Source organism: Pseudomonas sp. MS19, from assembly GCF_013277615.1.
Taxonomy (GTDB): domain Bacteria; phylum Pseudomonadota; class Gammaproteobacteria; order Pseudomonadales; family Pseudomonadaceae; genus Aquipseudomonas; species Aquipseudomonas marincola.
In genome coordinates this window covers 103,930-122,778 of record NZ_VBTO01000009.1, presented here as the reverse complement: position 1 = coordinate 122,778, position 18,849 = coordinate 103,930, and the positions used below count along the sequence as shown (strand labels likewise).

Genomic DNA, 18,849 nt, shown 5'->3' with positions numbered 1-18,849 from the left:
ATGGAGGGGCAAGTCTTTTTGGTTACCTTGGGGGACGCGCGTAGCAGGCGACTGCCAAAAGTAACTCGCCGTAAGGGCGAAAAGGTGACGCAAGAACAATACAAATCCAGGCTTAGCGCCAGCGTTCAAAACCAAAAACCAATCAAAAGCAGACCGCGCACAGCAGGCCATTCGCCATGTCGGAAGCCGCGATGCGGATTCCAACCTCCGCTTTAACCGCGTGAGTCGAGGGGGATGGATTCGCCGCATAAACTGCGCGGGTCGTGGAGGATGGATTAGCCGCCGCGCGGCGTAATCCGTCATGGCGTTGCATTAGGGGAACACACAAACCGGAACATGAAAAAATCTGCCATCGATCAAATGCAGACCACGAACAGCAGGCCATCCGCCATGTCGGAAGCCGCGATGCGGATTCCAACCTCCGCATTAACCGCGTTAGTCGAGGGGGGATGGATTCGCCACATAAACTGCGCGGGTCGCGGAGGATGGATTAGCCGCCACGCGGCGTAATCCGTCATGGCGTTGCATTGGGGTAACTCATACACCGGAACATGAGAAATAATCTGCCATCGATCAAAAGCAAACCGCGCACAGCAGGCCATCCGCCATGACGGAAGCCGCGATGCGGATTCCATCCTCCGCATCAATCGCCTGAGTCGAGGGGGGATGGATTCGCCACATAAACCGCGTGAGTCGTGGAGGATGGATTAGCCGCCACGCGGCGTAATCCGTCATGGAGGAAACCACGACGCGAATTTCATCCGCCAGCAGAAAGCCGTGAGCATCTGCCTAAATGCAATCCAACAAAAAACCCACAGCGCATAGCGCGGTGGGTTTTTGTGCAGCCGGCTGATAATCAGTCGTTATCGTAACCTTTGTAACCAACTGTCGTGCAGCCCAGGCAACGCTGGAATGCAGCCTGACCCGGCTCTTGAATCAACGACTGAGCCGCCTCATCAATATTACCGCCCAGCGCACTAAACGGCAGAGTCACAACAAACACAGCTGCACCAACCACTGTTGCCGCAATCAGCAACGGACGAGCGATCAACAGGTCGCCGATCATCGAATAACCTTTAGGCGCATTGGCGGTGTAGATCGGATCGCCACTGGCATTTTGCTGTTCCATTTCGGCCATCACCGGCATAGCCAGCATGCTTGCGATAAGGGCGAAAATAACAGCAGTTGAACGAAACAATTTCATGTGACGATCCTTCAGAGATGCGGGTCTGTTGCCTTAACTATAACAGCGCTGAGTGAATTGTCAGCGTGACAGACTTCAATCCCAGCGCAAATCATGACTAGCAACTGGCTATTAAGGCGCTACCAGCCCATTTAACGGCCAAAAAGCGGTGTCACCTGCTGATCGCGAGCCGTTTAGCGCTGGCAACGCGGGCAGTAAACACTCGCACGCTGGCCCAGTTTGATTTCGCGCAATGTACTGCCACAAACCTTGCAGAACTCGCCGCCGCGACCATAAGCAAACAACTCCTGCTGGAAATAGCCAGGCTTGCCGTCGCCGCCAATAAAGTCGCGCAATGTGGTGCCGCCGCGCTCGATTGCATGGGCAAGGATGCGTTTAATCTCGATCGCGAGTTTGATGTAGCGCGCCTTGGAAATTGTCCCAGCCTCGCGCCGGGGATCAATTCCGGCGGCGAACAACGCCTCGGTTGCGTAAATGTTGCCGACGCCGACCACCACTGCGTTATCCATGATGAACGGTTTGACCGCCATCGAGCGCCCACGAGACATCTCGTACAGGCGCTCGCCCGCAAACGTCTCGGTCAATGGTTCCGGGCCCAGCTTGCTGAGCAACACATGCTCATGCGGCGTATTGCTCCAGAGCAGTGCGCCAAAACGCCGAGGGTCGGTGTACCGCAGCGCCATGCCCGACTCCAGCTCAATGTCGACATGCTCATGCTTGGCCGCCGGAGTCCCGCAGGGCACCATCCGCAGGTTGCCAGACATGCCCAAGTGGCTGATCAGGCTGCCGGTTTCGAGCTTGATCAACAGGTACTTGGCGCGTCGCTCAACGCTCTCGATACGCTGCCCGGACACGACAATATCGAGGTCGTCGGGAATCGGCCAACGCAGTCGGCGGTCGCGCACAATCACACGGCTGATGCGCTGCCCTTCAAGGTGCGGAGCAATCCCGCGGCGGGTGGTTTCGACTTCAGGTAATTCGGGCATAGCACGCCAATCCGGTTAACAACTCAGCAGCGAATATTCACACTATCAGCCGCTGAAAACCATCCTTGACAGACGCCGGACAGGATGCGGGCAATGCCGCAAACGACCATCCGTCCTGGTAACTTCTCGGCTTGCCCACAGCCAATCAGCCCTTGGCGCCTGTTTTTCGGCCTCTGCGGTCATGTTCAGGGCCTCCCGGCACGGGTCAAATCGTTGCCCACTGCGCTATAATCTCGCTCTTTTTCTGGAGAATCCCCAATGTCCCTGCCCAGCCTGCGCCTGAAAGCCAATGCCGACCGACGCCTGCGCGCCGGCCACCTTTGGGTTTACAGCAACGAGATCGATGTCGCCGCCACGCCGCTGAACGGTTTTTCCAGTGGTGATCAGGCTATTCTGGAAGCCGCCGGTGGCAAGCCGCTGGGGATTGTCGCGCTGAGCCCGAACAACCTCATCTGCGCTCGTTTGCTGTCGCGTGACGTCAAGCATGTGCTGGATAAGTCACTGCTGGTTCACCGCATCAATGTGGCCGCGAGCCTGCGTGACCGCCTGTTCGACAAGCCGTGCTATCGACTGATTTACGGTGACTCCGACCTGTTGCCGGGTCTGGTTGTAGACCGTTTCTTCGACATTCTGGTCGTGCAACTGGCCTCCGCCACCATGGAGCGCCACAAGGACGACGTGATCGCCGCGCTGGTTCAGGTGCTCAAACCTACTGGCATCCTGTTCAAGAACGATTCGGCTGCACGCGACGCCGAAGGCCTTGAGCGTTATGTCGACAGCGTATTCGGCGTTGTGCCGGAGTGGGTCGCACTGGAAGAGAACGGCGTGAAGTTTGAAGCGCCCGTGATCGAAGGCCAGAAAACCGGCTGGTTCTACGACCACCGCATGAACCGCGCCCGCCTTGCACCTTATGTAAAAGGCAAACGCGTACTCGACCTGTTCAGCTACATCGGCGGCTGGGGCGTGCAAGCGGCGGCTTTTGGCGCGAGCGAAGTCATGTGCGTGGACGCCTCGGCCTTCGCCCTCGACGGTGTTGAGCGCAACGCCACACTCAACGGCCTGGCAGAAAAACTGGTGTGCGTAGAAGGCGATGCCTTTGCCGCACTGAAGGAACTGAAATCCGGCGAAGAGCGTTTTGATGTGGTAATCGTTGATCCGCCGGCATTCATCAAGCGCAAAAAAGACATGAAGAACGGTGAAGCCGCTTACCGTCGCCTTAACGAGCAAGCCATGCGCCTGCTCAACAAGGACGGCATTTTGGTCAGCGCTTCATGCTCCATGCACCTGCCGGAGGATGACCTGCAGAACATTCTGCTGACCAGCGCCCGCCACCTCGACCGCAACATCCAGTTGCTTGAGCGCGGCGCGCAAGGCCCGGATCATCCGGTGCATCCGGCGATTGCCGAAACGCGCTACATCAAGAGCCTGACCTGCCGCCTGCTGCCAAACAGCTAAGGCACATCCCGCCTCACGGTTGTAGCCCTGCGCAGGGGCTACAACCGCGTTACATCCCCCCGCCTGCACCTGCGTTTCATGCACCAGCATTGAGCATTAACGACACTTCTCTCCCCCGTTAATGGCCCAAACTGTTACCTGTTCCTACATACATACTGGCGTTATGCCTCGTGCCGACTAGCCTTAACGGTAACGCAGCGCTCAAGACCGTTTATGCATTTGGCTTGGCGTAGTAATTGCACTGATCTAATTAATAACAGCAGATCGCAGGTCAGATGTCAGACCGCTTTGCGCTACTGCTGACGCCAATGTCAGGTCTTGGCCACAAGCCGGGATTTGCTTTTGCTTCAATGCTAGGGAGATGTATGGCTGATCCGGTTGGGGACAAACCGTTCCTGCAATTCACCAACGTTAAAAAGACCTATGACCACAAGTCGCTGGTGGTCAAAGACTTCAACCTAGATGTAGCCAAGGGCGAATTCATTACCCTGCTTGGCCCTTCCGGCTCGGGCAAGACCACCTGCCTGATGATGCTCGCCGGTTTCGAAGATGTAACCAGTGGCGAAATTCTCATCAACGGCCGCTCGGTCACCAGCATCGCACCGTACCAGCGCAACATCGGCATGGTGTTCCAGCAGTACGCTCTGTTCCCGCACATGACGCTGCGCGAAAACCTTGCCTACCCGCTCAAGGTGCGCAAGATGGCCAAGGACGAAATCAACGCCAAGGTCGATGAATACCTCACGCTGGTTGAACTGCAGGCCTTTGGCAACCGGCATCCGGGGCAACTCTCCGGCGGTCAGCGCCAGCGTGTCGCACTGGCCCGCGCGCTGATATTTGCCCCCGATATCGTGCTGATGGACGAGCCGCTCGGCGCACTCGACAAAAAGCTTCGCGAGCAAATGCAGTTCGAGATCAAACGCCTGCACGACCAACTCGGCTTCACCGTCATCTACGTCACCCACGACCAGACCGAAGCGCTGACCATGTCGGACCGGATTGCCGTATTCAACAACGGCATCGTCCAGCAATGCGCCGCACCGCACGTGCTCTATGAACGCCCGGCGAATCTGTTCGTGGCCGACTTCATCGGCGAGAGCAACAAGATCATGGGCACTATTGCCGAGGTCGGTGACGAGACCGTTACCGTGCGCCTGGCAGATGGGGCCGAGGTCAGCAGCCTCAAAGCCAACTGCACCGAGATTGGCGCGCCGACGACAATCTCGGTACGCCCGGAAAAGCTCACCTTTACCGACCGTCTTGGCGGCGCCTGTAATCAGATCAAGGCGCGTTTTGTGGCTCGCCACTATGTCGGTGAATACATTCGCTACCAGTTCGAAACCGCCGACGGTTCGGAGTTGGTGGTAAAGAACCTGAACGACAGTTCAGCCCCGCAATTCAGCGCCCAAGAAGAAGTCGCTCTGGCCTGGCTTGCGCAAGACAGTCAGGCGCTGGACCGGCCTGCACCGCAGAAAACCACTTGAGTTGAACAAGCAACCCGGTAATTCCTGACGCAGTATTTTCATGGATTACACACATAAAAATAGGCAATGGAGCACTGCAATGGCTAGATCACTGAGCACCAGCATATCCACTTTCGCCCTGACGGCGGCCTTGGGCCTGGCGTCGGTTGGCGCGCACGCCGAAGACAGTTTGACCGTAGTGTCTTGGGGCGGTGCATATGGCGCAGCTCAAAAGCTGCACATGATTGATCCGTTCCAGAAAGACACCGGCACCAAAGTGCTGTTCGAGGATTACTCGGGCGGTGTGGCTGAAATGAAGGCGCAGGTTGAGTCCGGCAATATTCAGTGGGATGTCGTCGACGTCGAGGTAATCGACCTTGAGCGCGCCTGTTCCGAAGGCCTGCTGGAAACGATCCCGCGTGACATTCTGCCCGCGGGCGTAGACGGCACCCCAGCCGAGCAAGACTTCATCCCGGATGCACTGTCGAGCGAGTGCGCGATCGGCAACATCGTCTGGTCCGTGGTGTATGCCTACAACGAAAAAACCATCGGCGACACCAAGGCTGCTGGCATTGGCGACTTCTTCGACACGGCCAAGATCCCGGGCAAACGCGCCATGCGCAAACGTCCGCAAGTAAACATGGAATGGGCACTGCTGGCTGACGGCGTAGCACCGAAAGAAGTCTACGAAGTGCTGGCCACGCCTGAAGGTCAGGAACGCGCGTTCAAGAAACTCGACACCATCAAGAAAGACATCGTCTGGTTCGACTCCTGGTCGCAGGCTCCACAGTTGCTCAACGATGGCGGCGCAGTTCTGGTGCAGTCGGCTAACGGTCGCTTCTACGATTCGATCCGTAAAGAAGGCAAGCCATTCGTGATCGTCTGGGACGGCCACGTTTATGACCTCGACGCTTGGGCTGTACTGAAAGGCTCACCGAAGAAAGATCTGGCCTTCAAATTCATCGCCTACGCCACTCAGTCCAAGCCATTGGCTGGCATGAGCGATGTGGCCTACGGCCCGACCCGCAAGTCTTCTGCGCCGATGATGGACCCGGCAGCAGCGCCGCACCTGCCAACTGCGCACCTCGACGCGGGTATCCGTGCAGGCTCGGAGTTCTGGGCGGACTACGGCGAGTCGCTGGGTGAAAAATTCAACGAATGGCTGCTCAAGTAACAGCCTGACCTGCAATCAGCCGGGCGCATTACCCGGCTGATTGCAGCACCCGCCGCTGTAACGACTCAACCGCCTTGCACCGTGTTTGGAAGCCGCTAAATGTCATCGTTATCCACCACCGAAGCCCGACAGGCCGCTAGCGCTCAGCGCAAGAAACGCATCACTGCGTTTATGTTCGTTGTGCCGCTGTTGGTGTTTATCCTGCTGACGTTTGTCGCGCCCATCGCCAGCATGCTCTGGCGCAGTGTGCATCACCCGACTGTCGCCGAACTGATTCCCGAAACCCTCGCGGCACTGGAAAACTGGGATGGCAAAGCCACTCCCGATCAGCAAACCCTGCAAATTTTTGCCGTTGAGCTCAACGGGCTGGCCAAAGAACGCCTGTCCGGCAAGCTGGCCGAAGAGTTCAACCGCGCGTATACCGGTATGTCCAGCGTGGTTAAGTCCACCGCGCGCAAGGTCGGCAAGCTCAAGGGCGACGACCTGACAACCAAGGGTGCGGCCACCGTGCTGGCCGCCAACCCCAAGTGGCAACGCAGCGACCTCTGGTATGCGGTTAAACGTGCTGGCGCCGAATACACCTACGACTATTACCTCACCGCGCTGGACCTTGAGCTCAATCCCGAGAAAGGCATTCAGGTGCGTGAAGAGACGCAGATCTACCTGCAGCTCTACAGCAAGACGCTGACCATGGCGCTGGTGATTACCCTGCTCTGCGCCGCGCTCGGCTATCCGCTGTCGTATTACCTTGCCGGCCTCTCCGAGAACCGCGCCAACCTGCTTCTGGTGCTGGTGTTGCTGCCGTTCTGGACTTCATTATTGGTGCGCACCACCGCATGGATTGCACTGCTGCAAACCAACGGCGTGATCAACTCGTTCCTGATGGGCGTCGGCTTGACCAACGAGCCATTCGAGATGCTCTACACCTCGTTTGCCACAGTGGTGGCGATGACCCACATTCTGCTGCCGTTCATGATTCTGCCGCTGTACAGCGTGATGCGCGGCATCGACCCCAGCTATATGCGCGCCGCGATGTCGCTGGGTGACAAGCCGATTCCGGCGTTTGCGAAAATCTACTTTCCGATGACCCTGCCCGGCCTCAGCGCTGGCGCCTTGCTGGTGTTCATCATCTCGGTGGGTTACTACATCACCCCGGCGCTGGTCGGCGGCACCGACGGCCAGATGATCAGCAACATCATCGCCTTCCACATGCAGCGCTCGAACAACTGGGAACTGGCCGCCGCACTGGGCTCGTTACTGCTCGCGCTGATTCTGTTGCTCTACTGGCTGTACGACCGTTTCGTCGGCGCCAGCAATATCAAGTTGGGTTAAACAATGGCCAAGGCTCCCGCGTATTTTGGTTTTTGGTATCGCCTCGGCACATGGCTGCTGAAGAGCACCTCGTGGTTGGTGCTGTTCTTTCTGATCATGCCGATTCTGGTGATTATTCCGCTGTCGTTTAACGTCGAACCTTTTTTCAGCTTCACCAAAGGCATGCTCACGTTTCAGCCAGAAGCCTATTCAATGCGCTGGTACAGCGCGATTTTCAGTGATCCGAAGTGGGTGCTGGCAATCAAGAACAGCTTCTTCATCGGCATCTGCGCCACCATTATCGCCACAGCATTGGGCACCTGCGCAGCCGTGGGACTGGCGCGTGATGACATGCCGGCGCGGCGCTTGATTACCGCGTTGCTGTTATCGCCGATGATTGTTCCGCTGATCATCACCGCCGCCGGCATGTTCTTCTTCTACTCAGATCTGGGCCTGGCCGGTAACTACCTCGGGGTGATTCTGGCTCACGCTGCCCTCGGCACACCATTCGTGATCATCACCGTCACCGCCACGCTGGCAGGCTTTGACTACTCGCTGGTGCGCGCCGGCCTTAATCTCGGCGCCCGGCCAGTGCGGGTGTTCTGGGACATCATCATGCCGCTGATTCGCCCCGGCGTTATTTCCGGCGCACTGTTCGCCTTTATCACTTCGTTCGATGAAGTCGTGGTGATTCTGTTCATGGCCGGGCCGCAACAGCGCACCATTCCACGGCAGATGTTCTCGGGGCTGCGCGAGCAGATCAATCCGAGCATTCTGGCGATTGCGACCCTGCTGATCATTCTCTCGATCATCATGCTGGTGACCATTGAACTGCTGCGCCGCCGCTCCGCCCGCTTGCGCGGAGTCGAGGCCTGATCAAGCGAGCCGTGCACCGGCAGAGCAATTTTGCCGGTGCGCAGCCGCCCGTAAGTCGCCACAACCCTTTCGCCCAACCGCCTGCTGGGATTAGAATCTGAGGTCTCCTGCCACACCTCGGCGGAGCTGGTCGTCACGCGCTCACCCTGCGCCACCCACGACCTCAGACCAACACCGGAAATTTCCGTTTGCTTTGGGCCTGAACCCGGCTCACCCTACGTATATGAGGGCGCTTGTAAAAACCACTGCGTTACCCGCAACAGTTGTTTTTACAGGCTCCCGCCAACCGATATTTGCTGCAGGAACCCGTCATGCCTGATTACCGCTCGAAAACCTCCACCCACGGCCGCAACATGGCTGGCGCCCGTGCCCTTTGGCGTGCCACTGGCATGAAGGACGAGGATTTCAAGAAGCCAATTATTGCCATCGCCAACTCGTTCACCCAGTTCGTGCCCGGCCACGTGCATCTCAAAGACATGGGCCAACTGGTCGCCCGCGAGATCGAAAAAGCCGGCGGCGTGGCGAAAGAATTCAACACCATCGCCGTCGATGACGGCATCGCCATGGGCCACGACGGCATGCTGTATTCGCTGCCGAGCCGCGAGATCATCGCCGACTCCGTGGAATACATGGTCAACGCTCACTGCGCCGACGCCATCGTGTGCATCTCCAACTGCGACAAGATCACCCCCGGCATGTTGATGGCTGCCTTGCGCCTGAACATCCCGGTGGTATTTGTTTCTGGCGGCCCAATGGAGGCCGGTAAAACCAAGCTGGCCAGCCACGGTCTCGACTTGGTCGATGCAATGGTCATCGCCGCTGACGAAAGCGCATCGGATGAAAAAGTCGCCGAATACGAGCGCAGCGCCTGCCCGACTTGCGGCAGTTGCTCGGGCATGTTCACCGCCAACTCTATGAACTGCCTGATGGAAGCGCTGGGTCTGGCCTTGCCGGGCAACGGCTCGACGCTGGCCACCCACGCCGACCGCGAACAACTGTTCCTGCGCGCTGGCCGCCTGGCTGTTGAGCTATGCCAGCGTTACTACGCAGAGAACGACGCCTCGGTACTGCCGCGCAACATCGCCAACTTCAAGGCGTTCGAGAACGCCATGAGTCTGGACATCGCCATGGGCGGTTCGACCAACACCATTCTGCACCTGCTGGCAGCGGCGCAAGAAGGCGAAGTGGCCTTCGACCTGCGCGACATTGATCGCCTGTCCCGCAAGATTCCGCAGCTGTGCAAAGTGGCGCCGAACATCCAGAAGTACCACATGGAAGACGTTCACCGTGCAGGCGGGATCTTCTCGATCCTCGGTTCGCTGGCCCGTGGCGGCTTGCTGCACACCGACGTATCGACCATCCACAGCCCGAGCATGGCTGAGGCGATTGCCGAGTGGGACATCACTCAGACTCAGGAAGAAGCCGTACACACCTTCTTCCGCGCCGGCCCTGCCGGTATCCCGACGCAGACTGCATTCAGCCAGTCGACGCGCTGGGACACCGTCGATGACGACCGTGAAAACGGCTGCATCCGCAGCGTTGAACACGCATACTCGCAAGAAGGCGGCCTGGCCGTGCTTTACGGCAACATCGCCCTCGACGGCTGCGTGGTCAAAACCGCAGGCGTAGACGAGTCGATCCACGTGTTTGAAGGCAGCGCCAAGATTTTCGAAAGCCAGGACAGCGCCGTCAGGGGCATCCTCAATGACGAAATCAAAGAAGGCGATATCGTCATCATCCGCTACGAAGGCCCGAAAGGCGGCCCGGGTATGCAGGAAATGCTCTACCCAACCAGCTATCTGAAATCCAAAGGTCTGGGTAAAGCTTGCGCCTTGCTCACCGACGGTCGTTTCTCCGGCGGCACCTCCGGCCTGTCAATCGGCCACGCCTCACCAGAGGCCGCTGCTGGCGGCGCCATTGGTCTGGTGCAGGAAGGCGACAAGATCCTCATCGATATCCACAAGCGCAGCATCAACTTGCTGGTCAGCGATGAAGAACTGGCTGCGCGCCGTGTCGAGCAAGACAAAAAAGGCTGGAAGCCCGTCGAGCATCGCCCACGCAAGGTGACCACCGCGCTCAAGGCCTATGCCCTGCTCGCCACCAGCGCCGACAAAGGTGCGGTACGCGACAAGGCATTGCTGGAAAAACTGGTGCCGTAACAGCCCGCCGTAAACGGATTCCGTCCTCCAGTTAAGCTGGAGGACGGAACATTCAGCTTGCCGGGTTTCCCGTCATGGCAATCCCCTGCCTGACCTCCAGTCAGTGAAACATCGTCCGATCCCTGCCAGTTCTGTAGAATCGCCGCTTTTTTGCGGACGACAGCATGACTTCTCTGGCGAATCCCCCCTCTTCTGAATCGACTCAGAGCGAGTTGGTCTACGGCCCTGATGCCAAGCCCAAACCCTTTATTGCCCTGGTTGCCGCACTCCAGCATCTGCTCGCGATCATTGTGCCTATCGTCACACCGGGCCTGTTGATCTGTCAGGCGCTGGGCGTCTCTGCCCGTGACACCAACCTGATCGTGTCGATGTCGCTGGTGATTTCCGGTATCGCCACCTTCGTTCAGTGCAAGCGCTTCGGCCCGTTCGGCGCCGGCTTGCTGATTGTGCAGGGCACCAGCTTCAACTTCGTCGGCCCGCTGATTGCCGGCGGCGCCTTGATGGTCAAGCAAGGCACACCGGTGGAAGCGGTGATGGCGGCGATTTTCGGCGTGGTCATCGCCGGCTCGTTTGTCGAGATGGGCGTGTCGCGCATCCTGCCGTTTGTGAAGCGCCTGATCACACCGCTGGTCACCGGCATTGTGGTGTTGATGATCGGCCTGACACTGATCAAAGTCGGCCTTATCAGCATGGGCGGTGGCTTCACGGCGATGGGCAATGGCACCTTCGCCAATGCCGAGAACCTGATGCTCTCCGGCACGGTGCTGGCGATCATCGTCGTGCTCAACCGCATCCCCGTGGTGTGGATGCGCAGTTGCGCAATTGTTATCGCCCTCGCCGTGGGTTATCTGATGGCCGCTTATTTGGGCCGCCTCGACTTCACCGGCATGCATCAAGCTGCCGTATTCCAAGTGCCGGTGCCGCTGCACTTCGGCCTCGGTTTCTCCTGGGCGCTGTTTATTCCAATGCTGGTGATTTATCTGGTGACCTCGCTGGAAGCCATTGGCGACATCACCGCCACGAGCAAAATCTCCGGCAAGCCGGTCGATGGCCCCGAGTGGATGCAACGCATCAAGGGCGGCGTATTGGTCAATGGCGCCAACTCGTTGCTGGCTGGTGTGTTCAACACCTTCCCCAGCTCGGTATTCGCCCAGAACAACGGCGTGATTCAACTGACCGGCGTGGCCAGCCGCCACGTAGGCTTGTGGATCGCGGCCATGCTGGTATTGCTCGGCCTGTTCCCCAGCGTTGCCGGGGTTATTCAGGCAGTGCCCGAGCCGGTTCTGGGCGGTGCCGCGCTGGTCATGTTTGGCGCCGTTGCAGCATCGGGCATCAATATTCTCGCGAGCATCCAACTCGACCGCCGCGCACTGCTGATTATCTCGGTGTCATTGGCGCTGGGCCTCGGCGTATCGCAAGTGCCTGAGTTTCTGGCGCACATGCCAGCGGCGCTGCGTAACGTACTGGAATCCGGCGTAGCCACTGGCGGCATCAGCGCCTTGCTGCTCAACTGGTTTCTGCCCGAACAAAAACCGGAGGATGGATAGCCCCAACGGGGCAATCCGTCAGGCGATACAGGCCACACCAAATAATCCCCCGCGAGGGATTTTCACCGTCACCACCGCGCGAAAAGTCAAACCCGCAAACGATTCGGCGTTGTATCCCGCAGACCGTCATGACGGATTAACCTGCGGTTTATCCATCCTCCGTTAAGAACACGCACCGGCTCATCTCGCTCTCACGCCTGACGACACCCGGAGGATGGATAGCCCCTACGGGGCAATCCGTCAGGCGATATTGCCCACACCGCATAATCCCCCGCAACGGATTATCACCGCCACCACCGCGCGAAAAATCAAACCCGCAAACGATTCGGCGTTGTATCCCGCAGACCGCCATGACGGATTAACCTGCGGTTTATCCATCCTCCGTTGAGAACACGCACCGGCTCATCTCGCTCTCACGCCTGACGACACCCGGAGGATGGATAGCCCCTACGGGGCAATCCGTCAGGCGATATTGCCCACACCGCATAACCCCCCGCAACGGATTATCACCGTCACCACCGCGCAACCAATCAAACCCGCAAACGATTAGGAGTTGTATCCGGTAAACCGCCATGACGGATTAACCTGCGGTTTATCCATCCTCCGTTGAAAACACGCACCGGCATCACCACGTTCTCACGCCGAACAACACCCGGAGGATGGATAGCCCCTGCGGGGCAATCCGTCAGGCGATACAGGCCACACCGCAAAATCCCCCGCAACGGGTTTGCACCGCCGCCACCGCTCGAAAAATCGAACCCGCAAACGATTCGGCGTTGTATCCGGTAGACCGCCATGACGGATTAACCTGCGGTTTATCCATCCTCCGTTGAGAACACACACCGGCATCACCACGCTCTCACGCCTGACAACACCCGGAGGATGGATAGCCCCTACGGGGCAATCCGTCGGGCGATAATGGCCACACCGCATAATCCCCCGCGAAGGACTCTCACCGTCACCACCGCGCGAAAAATCAAACCCACAAACGACTCGGCGTTGTATCCCGCAGGCCGCCATGACGGATTAACCTGCGGTTTATCCATCCTCCGTTGAGAACACGCACCGGCATCACCAAGCTCTCGCGCCGAACAAAATCCGGAGGATGGATAGCCCCTGCGGGGCAATCCGTCGGGCGATAATGGCCACACCGCATAATCCCCCGCAACGGGTTTGCACCGCCGCCACCGCTCGAAAAATCGAACCCGCAAACGATTCGGTGTTGTATCCGGTAGACCGCCATGACGGATTAACCTGCGGTTTATCCATCCTCCGTTGAGAACACGCACCGGCATCACCAAGCTCTCACGCCGAACGAAATCCGGAGGATGGATAGCCCCTTCGGGGCAATCCGTCAGGCGATACAGGCCACACCGCAAAATCCCCCGCAACGGATTTTCACCGTCGCCACCGCGCAAAAAAATCAAACCCGCAAACGATTCGGCGTTGTATCCCGCAGACCGCCATGACGGATTAACCTGCGGTTTATCCATCCTCCGTTGAGAACACGCACCGGCATCACCAAGCTCTCACACCGAACGCCCCCCGGAGGACGGATAGCCCCTGCGGGGCAATCCGTCGGGCGATATTGGCCACACCGCATAATTCCCCGCAACGGATTTTCACCGTCACCACCGCGCTGAAAATCAATTCCACAAACGAGCCGGAATCGTATCCGCAAGACCGCAAAGACTCAGACGCGACGCAGCCAGGTTTCAAAGATGTGCGCCGGAGTAGCTTCACCGGCCTCATGCGCATCACTCGACGCCAGTTGCCAGTCGGCCTGATCCACTTCCGGAAACCATGCATCGCCCTCGGGGCTAAGCTGCACGCGCGTCAGGTAAAGGCGATCGGCCTGCTTTAAGGCTTGCTCATACAACTGCGCACCGCCAATCAGCATCAATTCATCGACGCCCTTCTCACGCGCCCAGGCATCGGCCCGCACCAGCGCCTCATCCAGCGAAGCGAACACTTCCGCGCCTTCCAACTGCAAGCCGCTCTGGCGACTGATCACCAGGTTAAGCCGGCCCGGCAATGGGCGACCCAGCGAGTCCCAGGTTTTACGGCCCATGATGATCGGCTTACCGAGCGTCATCGCCTTGAAGTGTTTAAGGTCTGCCGGCAAGTGCCACGGCAATTGATTGTCACGACCGATCACGCGGTTTTCCGCGAGTGCGGCGATCAAGCTGAGGGGGAGTAATTTATTCATCTGGCGAGCATATCAGAGGCATTAATAATCCGGCCATATTGCCCTGAAACGCGGGGTTGGCTTGTGATTTTCGCGCGGGTCGGGGCGGCGATAATCCGTTGCGGGGAATTATATGGTGTAGCCAATATCGCCCGACGGATTGCCCCGGAGGGGCTATCCATCCTCCGGGTCTCGTATGGCGTGGGAGCGAGGTGATGCCGGTGGGCGCGGTGGTGATGGCGGCGGCGATAATCCATCGCGGGGAATTATATGGTGTGGCCAACATCGCCTGACGGATTGCCCCGTAGGGGCTATCCATCCTCCGGATCTCGTACGGCGTGGGAACGGGGTGATGCCGGTGGGTGCGGAGGATGGATGAACCGCAGGTTAATCCGTCATGGCGGTCTGCGGGATGTGGATTGCGATCGTGCTTGTGATGGTATTTTTCGCGGGCGTGGTAACACGTGAGTCCGGGTTGTCGAAAGCCTGGCTCCCAATCCATTCGGCTCATCAAGATTTAGCCCAACGCCGTATCAGGGGTTATGCTGAGGACATCATTCTGATTTGAGAAGCCGTGTGACTGACGCCTCAACGCCTCCAAACAAACTCAAACGCCTGTGGCTGACCGAGACTATCCGCCTGCGTGAAGAACACACCGGCCCGCTGGAAGACAGCGAGGCCAACCGCCGGGTGCGCGCCGCTGGCGGTGACTTCACTGAGCGTCTGCACGCGCGCGCGTTGATACTCGCCGAGCGCGATGGCCAATTGCGTGCGCTGGGGCATTGGATACAGGGCGCACGATTGGCGTTATTGGCCATGCTGTTGCTGGCGATTATCAGCGGCGCGGGGCTGGCTGTGGCGGCGCTGGGCGATGGCAGTCGACCGGTAAACGTGTTCTGGGCGCTTGGCAGCTTGCTTGGACTGAATTTGATAATGCTGCTCGGCTGGCTGCTTGGTTTGCTGTTTGCCGGAGGCGGTGGAGCACTGGGCCGCTTGTGGTTATGGCTGAGTGAGAAATTCGCCCGCGATGCGCAGGCCGCGCAACTGGCGCCGGCGTTGATGATTGTACTGCAACGCCAGCGACTCAGCCGTTGGGCGCTGGGCATGCTGACCAATGGATTCTGGCTGGTTACCCTGTCCAGCGCCTTGCTCACACTGCTGCTGATGCTCGCCACCCGCCGCTTCGGCTTTGTCTGGGAAAGCACCATTCTGGGTGGCCAGACCTTCACCGCGCTGACCCAGACAATCGGCGCGCTGCCAGCATTGTTTGGCTTCAGCCTGCCCGATGCCGAGCTGATAAGCGCCAGCGGCAACAGTGAATTGATCAGCGAATCGGCCCGCCAAATCTGGGCCGGCTGGCTGGTCGGCGTCGTGTTGGTGTATGGCATTATCCCGCGCCTGCTGCTCATACTCGGCTGCGCATGGCGCTGGTTCAGCGGCTGCAAAAACCTCGAGCTTGATACCAGCCTGCCTGCCTACAGCTTGCTGCGTGAGCGCTTGCAACCCAGCAGCGAGCGCATTGGCATCAATGACGCCGCGCCTGAACAACTGCATCAAAACCATGCGGGCAATGCGCTGAATACCAGCGATGAGGCCATTGTGCTGGCGATAGAACTCGACAGCCGTCGACAGTGGCCGCCGAGTCGCCTGCCCAAAGGCGTCGTTGATGCGGGCATGATCGACACGCGCGAACAACGCCAGCGCCTGCTCGAACAACTCAGCCGCTTCCCGCCCGCACGCCTGGCCATCGCCTGCGATCCTCGCCGCTCGCCAGACCGGGGCAGTCTGGCGCTGATTGGCGAACTCAGCCGCAGCGCCGGCGCCACACGCATCTGGTTACTGCAACCGCCCGCGGGTGAAGCGCTCGACAGCGATCGCCTGAGCGACTGGCACAGCGCCCTCGATAAACTGCAATTGCCTCATGCCGATAGCGCACCGCTGAAATGGCTGGAGACAGGCCATGACTAACAAGCCGCTGACACTGGCATTGGTGGGCCACACCAATGTCGGCAAGACTTCGTTGCTGCGCACCCTGACCCGCGATGTTGGCTTTGGCGAAGTCTCGCATCGGCCCAGCACCACCCGCCACGTAGAAGGCGCACGCCTGTCGGTCGAGGGTGAGCCGCTGCTGGAGCTGTACGACACGCCTGGCCTTGAGGATGCAATTGCGCTACTCGACTACCTTGAGCGTCTGGATCGACCCGGCGAACGCCTGGATGGCCCGGCGCGACTGGCGCGTTTTCTCGACAGCAGTGAAGCGCGCCAGCGTTTCGAGCAAGAGGCTAAAGTGCTGCGCCAGTTACAGGCCTCCGATGCCGGCCTTTATGTGATTGATGCACGCGAACCCGTGCTGGCCAAATATCGTGATGAATTAACTGTATTGGCCATGTGCGGCCGGCCGTTACTGCCGGTGCTCAACTTCGTCGCCAACGACGCCCACCGCGAGCCGGAATGGCGCGAGGCGCTGGCCCGCCTCGGCTTGCATGCACTGGTGCGGTTTGACAGCGTGGCGCCACCGGAAGATGGCGAGCAGCGGCTGTATGAGAGCCTGGCACTGTTGCTGGAAAAAGCCCGGCCCAAGCTGCAGCGCCTTGTTGATGACCACAACACTCAACGTCAGGCCCGCCGCGAAGCGGGTATGCGCCTGATTGCTGAACTGTTGATTGATTGCGCGGCGTGTCGACGCAGCGTGCCGGCCGAACCAGCCGCAGAAAAGGCTGCAATCGAAGGGTTGCGCCAGAGTATTCGCTTGCGAGAACAAAACTGCGTTGAGGCGCTCCTGCGGCTCTACGCATTTCGCCCGCAAGATGCTCACTCGCAAGACTTGCCACTGCTCGACGGACGCTGGGGAGACGATCTGTTTAACCCGCAAACACTCAAGCAGTTAGGGGTCAAGGTGGGCGGCGGCATGGCGGCAGGCGCAGCCACTGGCGCGGGCATAGATTTACTGCTCGGCGGCCTGACACTGGGCGCAGCGGCGGCACTTGGGGCCATCGTCGGTGGCAGCGCGCAAACCTTGCGCAACTACGGTTCGCGCCTCAAAGGCAAGCTGCGCGGCGAGCGCGAGTTAACTGTGGATGATGCAGTATTGCGCCTGCTCGCATTGCGTCAGCAGATGCTCCTCGACGCTCTGAATAGCCGGGGCCACGCGGCGGTCGATGCAGTGAAACTGGCCGCACCGCAAGACACCGCCTGGCGTGATGGCAAACTACCCGACGCCCTGAACAATGCCCGGGCGTATCCGCAATGGTCGAGCATTGGCAACGCCAACTGGCGCGACACGGCAGAGCGGCGCGCCGAGGTTGATGATCTGGCCGCGCGCTTGCTCAAAGACGCGGCCAAACGCCAACCGGTTTAGCGTCCCAGATAGAGCTCCTGCATTCTCGGCCACTCATCGCTGTTGGTAATGCGCAGCACTTCCTGGCTGATCGGCTCACGCAGTTTGCTGCCACTGGCCACGGCAATGGCGTAGGCCTGATTTTCGAAGGTGCCAGGCAGAATGTTCAGCTCGCCCTTCTCCAGTTGGCGATTACGAAACTGCATGATCGGCAGGTCATAAACCATCGCATCGACCTCGCCGTCCTGCACCGCACGCATACCGCTGAGTACATCCGGGTAACGACTGTTACGAATCCGCTGGCTGTCGAGATAACGCGCACTGATGGTTTTGTCGATAGTCGCGACATGCGAGCGGCGCAAGTCATCGACACCCTGAATGCCGCTGTGCAGACCGCCCAGCGTCAGCGTGCTGGTCACGGCAGCGGTAAAGGTCGACACCATGATCAACGCCGCAAACATCCAGACAATCGCAATCAGGCGGCCACCCATGGTCACCGGCGCCTTGTCGCCATAACCCACCGTGGTCATGGTCACAGCAGCCCACCAGAAGCTGTTGCCAAGCCCCTGAGCCGGGTTACCACCGAATTGGTCCTTGTTGCGACGGCGCTCAAACGCCCAGAGCAGTGCGCCCACCAACAACAGCAAACCTGCAAGGCCCAACACCAGGCTGAAGAACTGCCACGAGAACAAACCCTTGAGCGCGTTCCAGCCAGCCGAGTCTTCACCTCTAGGCACGGCAATGGCCAGGCCGGTTTGATAAAACGGGTGAGTGAAGTCGAGTTTCTCTTCGCGCTCGGCCGTCATGGTCAGCGCGCCGATCACCACATCCAACTGATTGGCTTCGAGGCTGGGCAATAATTCGCCGAATTGCATGGGCACCAGCTCGAACTGATAGTCGAGCGACTTGGCAATATCCTGCCAAAGATCGACGCTGATCCCGCGCCAATTGCCATTTTCTTCGTGGATTACAAATGGTGGGACTTCGCTGATACCGACCCGTAGTACCGGCTTTTCAGGCTCTGCAGCCCAGCTTGGAGAGCCCATCAGGCACAACAGAATTACGCTCAAAATCCTCAACACAAACCCGTTCCTTGCAGACAATCAAAGTCTCAGGGTAACAAATTTGTGCCAAGTGACCGGCCCGCTG

13 protein-coding genes are annotated in these 18,849 nt (G+C 59.1%); 9 read left to right on the top strand and 4 right to left on the bottom strand.

Annotated features, from left to right (window positions below; genetic code table 11):
* Positions 1–856 precede the first annotated feature (856 nt).
* On the bottom strand, positions 857–1,204 hold the full coding sequence (locus tag FEZ62_RS10890) for a multidrug transporter (protein ID WP_069902314.1): 348 nt from the start codon (positions 1,202–1,204) through the stop codon (positions 857–859).
* 173 nt (positions 1,205–1,377) lie between these two features.
* Entirely contained in the window at positions 1,378–2,190 is an 813-nt protein-coding gene (gene mutM / locus FEZ62_RS10885; protein ID WP_090514226.1) for a bifunctional DNA-formamidopyrimidine glycosylase/DNA-(apurinic or apyrimidinic site) lyase, read from the bottom strand.
* Between the two features lie 258 nt (positions 2,191–2,448).
* Here mutM and FEZ62_RS10880 point away from each other — a divergent pair, with 258 nt between their 5' ends.
* The 7 genes from FEZ62_RS10880 to FEZ62_RS10850 all read left to right on the top strand — a co-directional run bounded on the left by FEZ62_RS10880 (position 2,449) and on the right by FEZ62_RS10850 (position 12,175).
* Positions 2,449–3,645: a class I SAM-dependent rRNA methyltransferase gene (locus tag FEZ62_RS10880; RefSeq protein WP_172927658.1), complete on the top strand. Its 1,197-nt coding sequence runs from the start codon at positions 2,449–2,451 to the stop codon at positions 3,643–3,645.
* Between the two features lie 365 nt (positions 3,646–4,010).
* Complete coding sequence (locus FEZ62_RS10875) at positions 4,011–5,129, top strand: ABC transporter ATP-binding protein (RefSeq protein WP_069902311.1); 1,119 nt, start codon at positions 4,011–4,013, stop codon at positions 5,127–5,129.
* 79 nt (positions 5,130–5,208) lie between these two features.
* Complete coding sequence (locus FEZ62_RS10870; protein WP_090514236.1) at positions 5,209–6,282, top strand: ABC transporter substrate-binding protein; 1,074 nt, start codon at positions 5,209–5,211, stop codon at positions 6,280–6,282.
* Between the two features lie 99 nt (positions 6,283–6,381).
* A complete protein-coding gene (locus FEZ62_RS10865; protein WP_172927657.1) occupies positions 6,382–7,614 on the top strand; it encodes an ABC transporter permease in 1,233 nt (410 codons plus the stop codon).
* Between the two features lie 3 nt (positions 7,615–7,617).
* A complete protein-coding gene (locus FEZ62_RS10860) occupies positions 7,618–8,469 on the top strand; it encodes an ABC transporter permease (RefSeq protein WP_172927656.1) in 852 nt (283 codons plus the stop codon).
* A 311-nt stretch (positions 8,470–8,780) separates the two neighbouring features.
* Positions 8,781–10,628, top strand: coding sequence for a dihydroxy-acid dehydratase (gene ilvD, locus FEZ62_RS10855; protein ID WP_172927655.1), 1,848 nt, complete (start codon positions 8,781–8,783; stop codon positions 10,626–10,628).
* A 164-nt stretch (positions 10,629–10,792) separates the two neighbouring features.
* Entirely contained in the window at positions 10,793–12,175 is a 1,383-nt protein-coding gene (locus tag FEZ62_RS10850; RefSeq protein WP_090514246.1) for a uracil-xanthine permease family protein, read from the top strand.
* A 1,693-nt stretch (positions 12,176–13,868) separates the two neighbouring features.
* Here the strand turns inward: FEZ62_RS10850 and FEZ62_RS10845 are convergent.
* Positions 13,869–14,384 carry a dihydrofolate reductase gene (locus FEZ62_RS10845; protein ID WP_172927654.1) on the bottom strand — a complete coding sequence of 172 codons (516 nt, stop codon included), beginning with the start codon at positions 14,382–14,384 and terminating at the stop codon, positions 13,869–13,871.
* Between the two features lie 555 nt (positions 14,385–14,939).
* Here FEZ62_RS10845 and FEZ62_RS10840 point away from each other — a divergent pair.
* Together FEZ62_RS10840 and FEZ62_RS10835 are read left to right on the top strand one after the other, a co-directional pair.
* A complete protein-coding gene (locus FEZ62_RS10840) occupies positions 14,940–16,331 on the top strand; it encodes a DUF2868 domain-containing protein (RefSeq protein ID WP_172927653.1) in 1,392 nt (463 codons plus the stop codon).
* Complete coding sequence (locus tag FEZ62_RS10835; protein WP_069902303.1) at positions 16,324–17,721, top strand: GTPase/DUF3482 domain-containing protein; 1,398 nt, start codon at positions 16,324–16,326, stop codon at positions 17,719–17,721. Before FEZ62_RS10840 ends, FEZ62_RS10835 begins: the two co-directional genes overlap by 8 nt.
* On the opposite strand, the gene FEZ62_RS10830 is transcribed toward FEZ62_RS10835, so the two are convergent.
* Entirely contained in the window at positions 17,718–18,782 is a 1,065-nt protein-coding gene (locus tag FEZ62_RS10830; RefSeq protein WP_345940439.1) for a transporter substrate-binding domain-containing protein, read from the bottom strand. The two genes, FEZ62_RS10835 and FEZ62_RS10830, sit on opposite strands and share 4 nt — an antisense overlap.
* Positions 18,783–18,849: the final 67 nt, after the last annotated feature.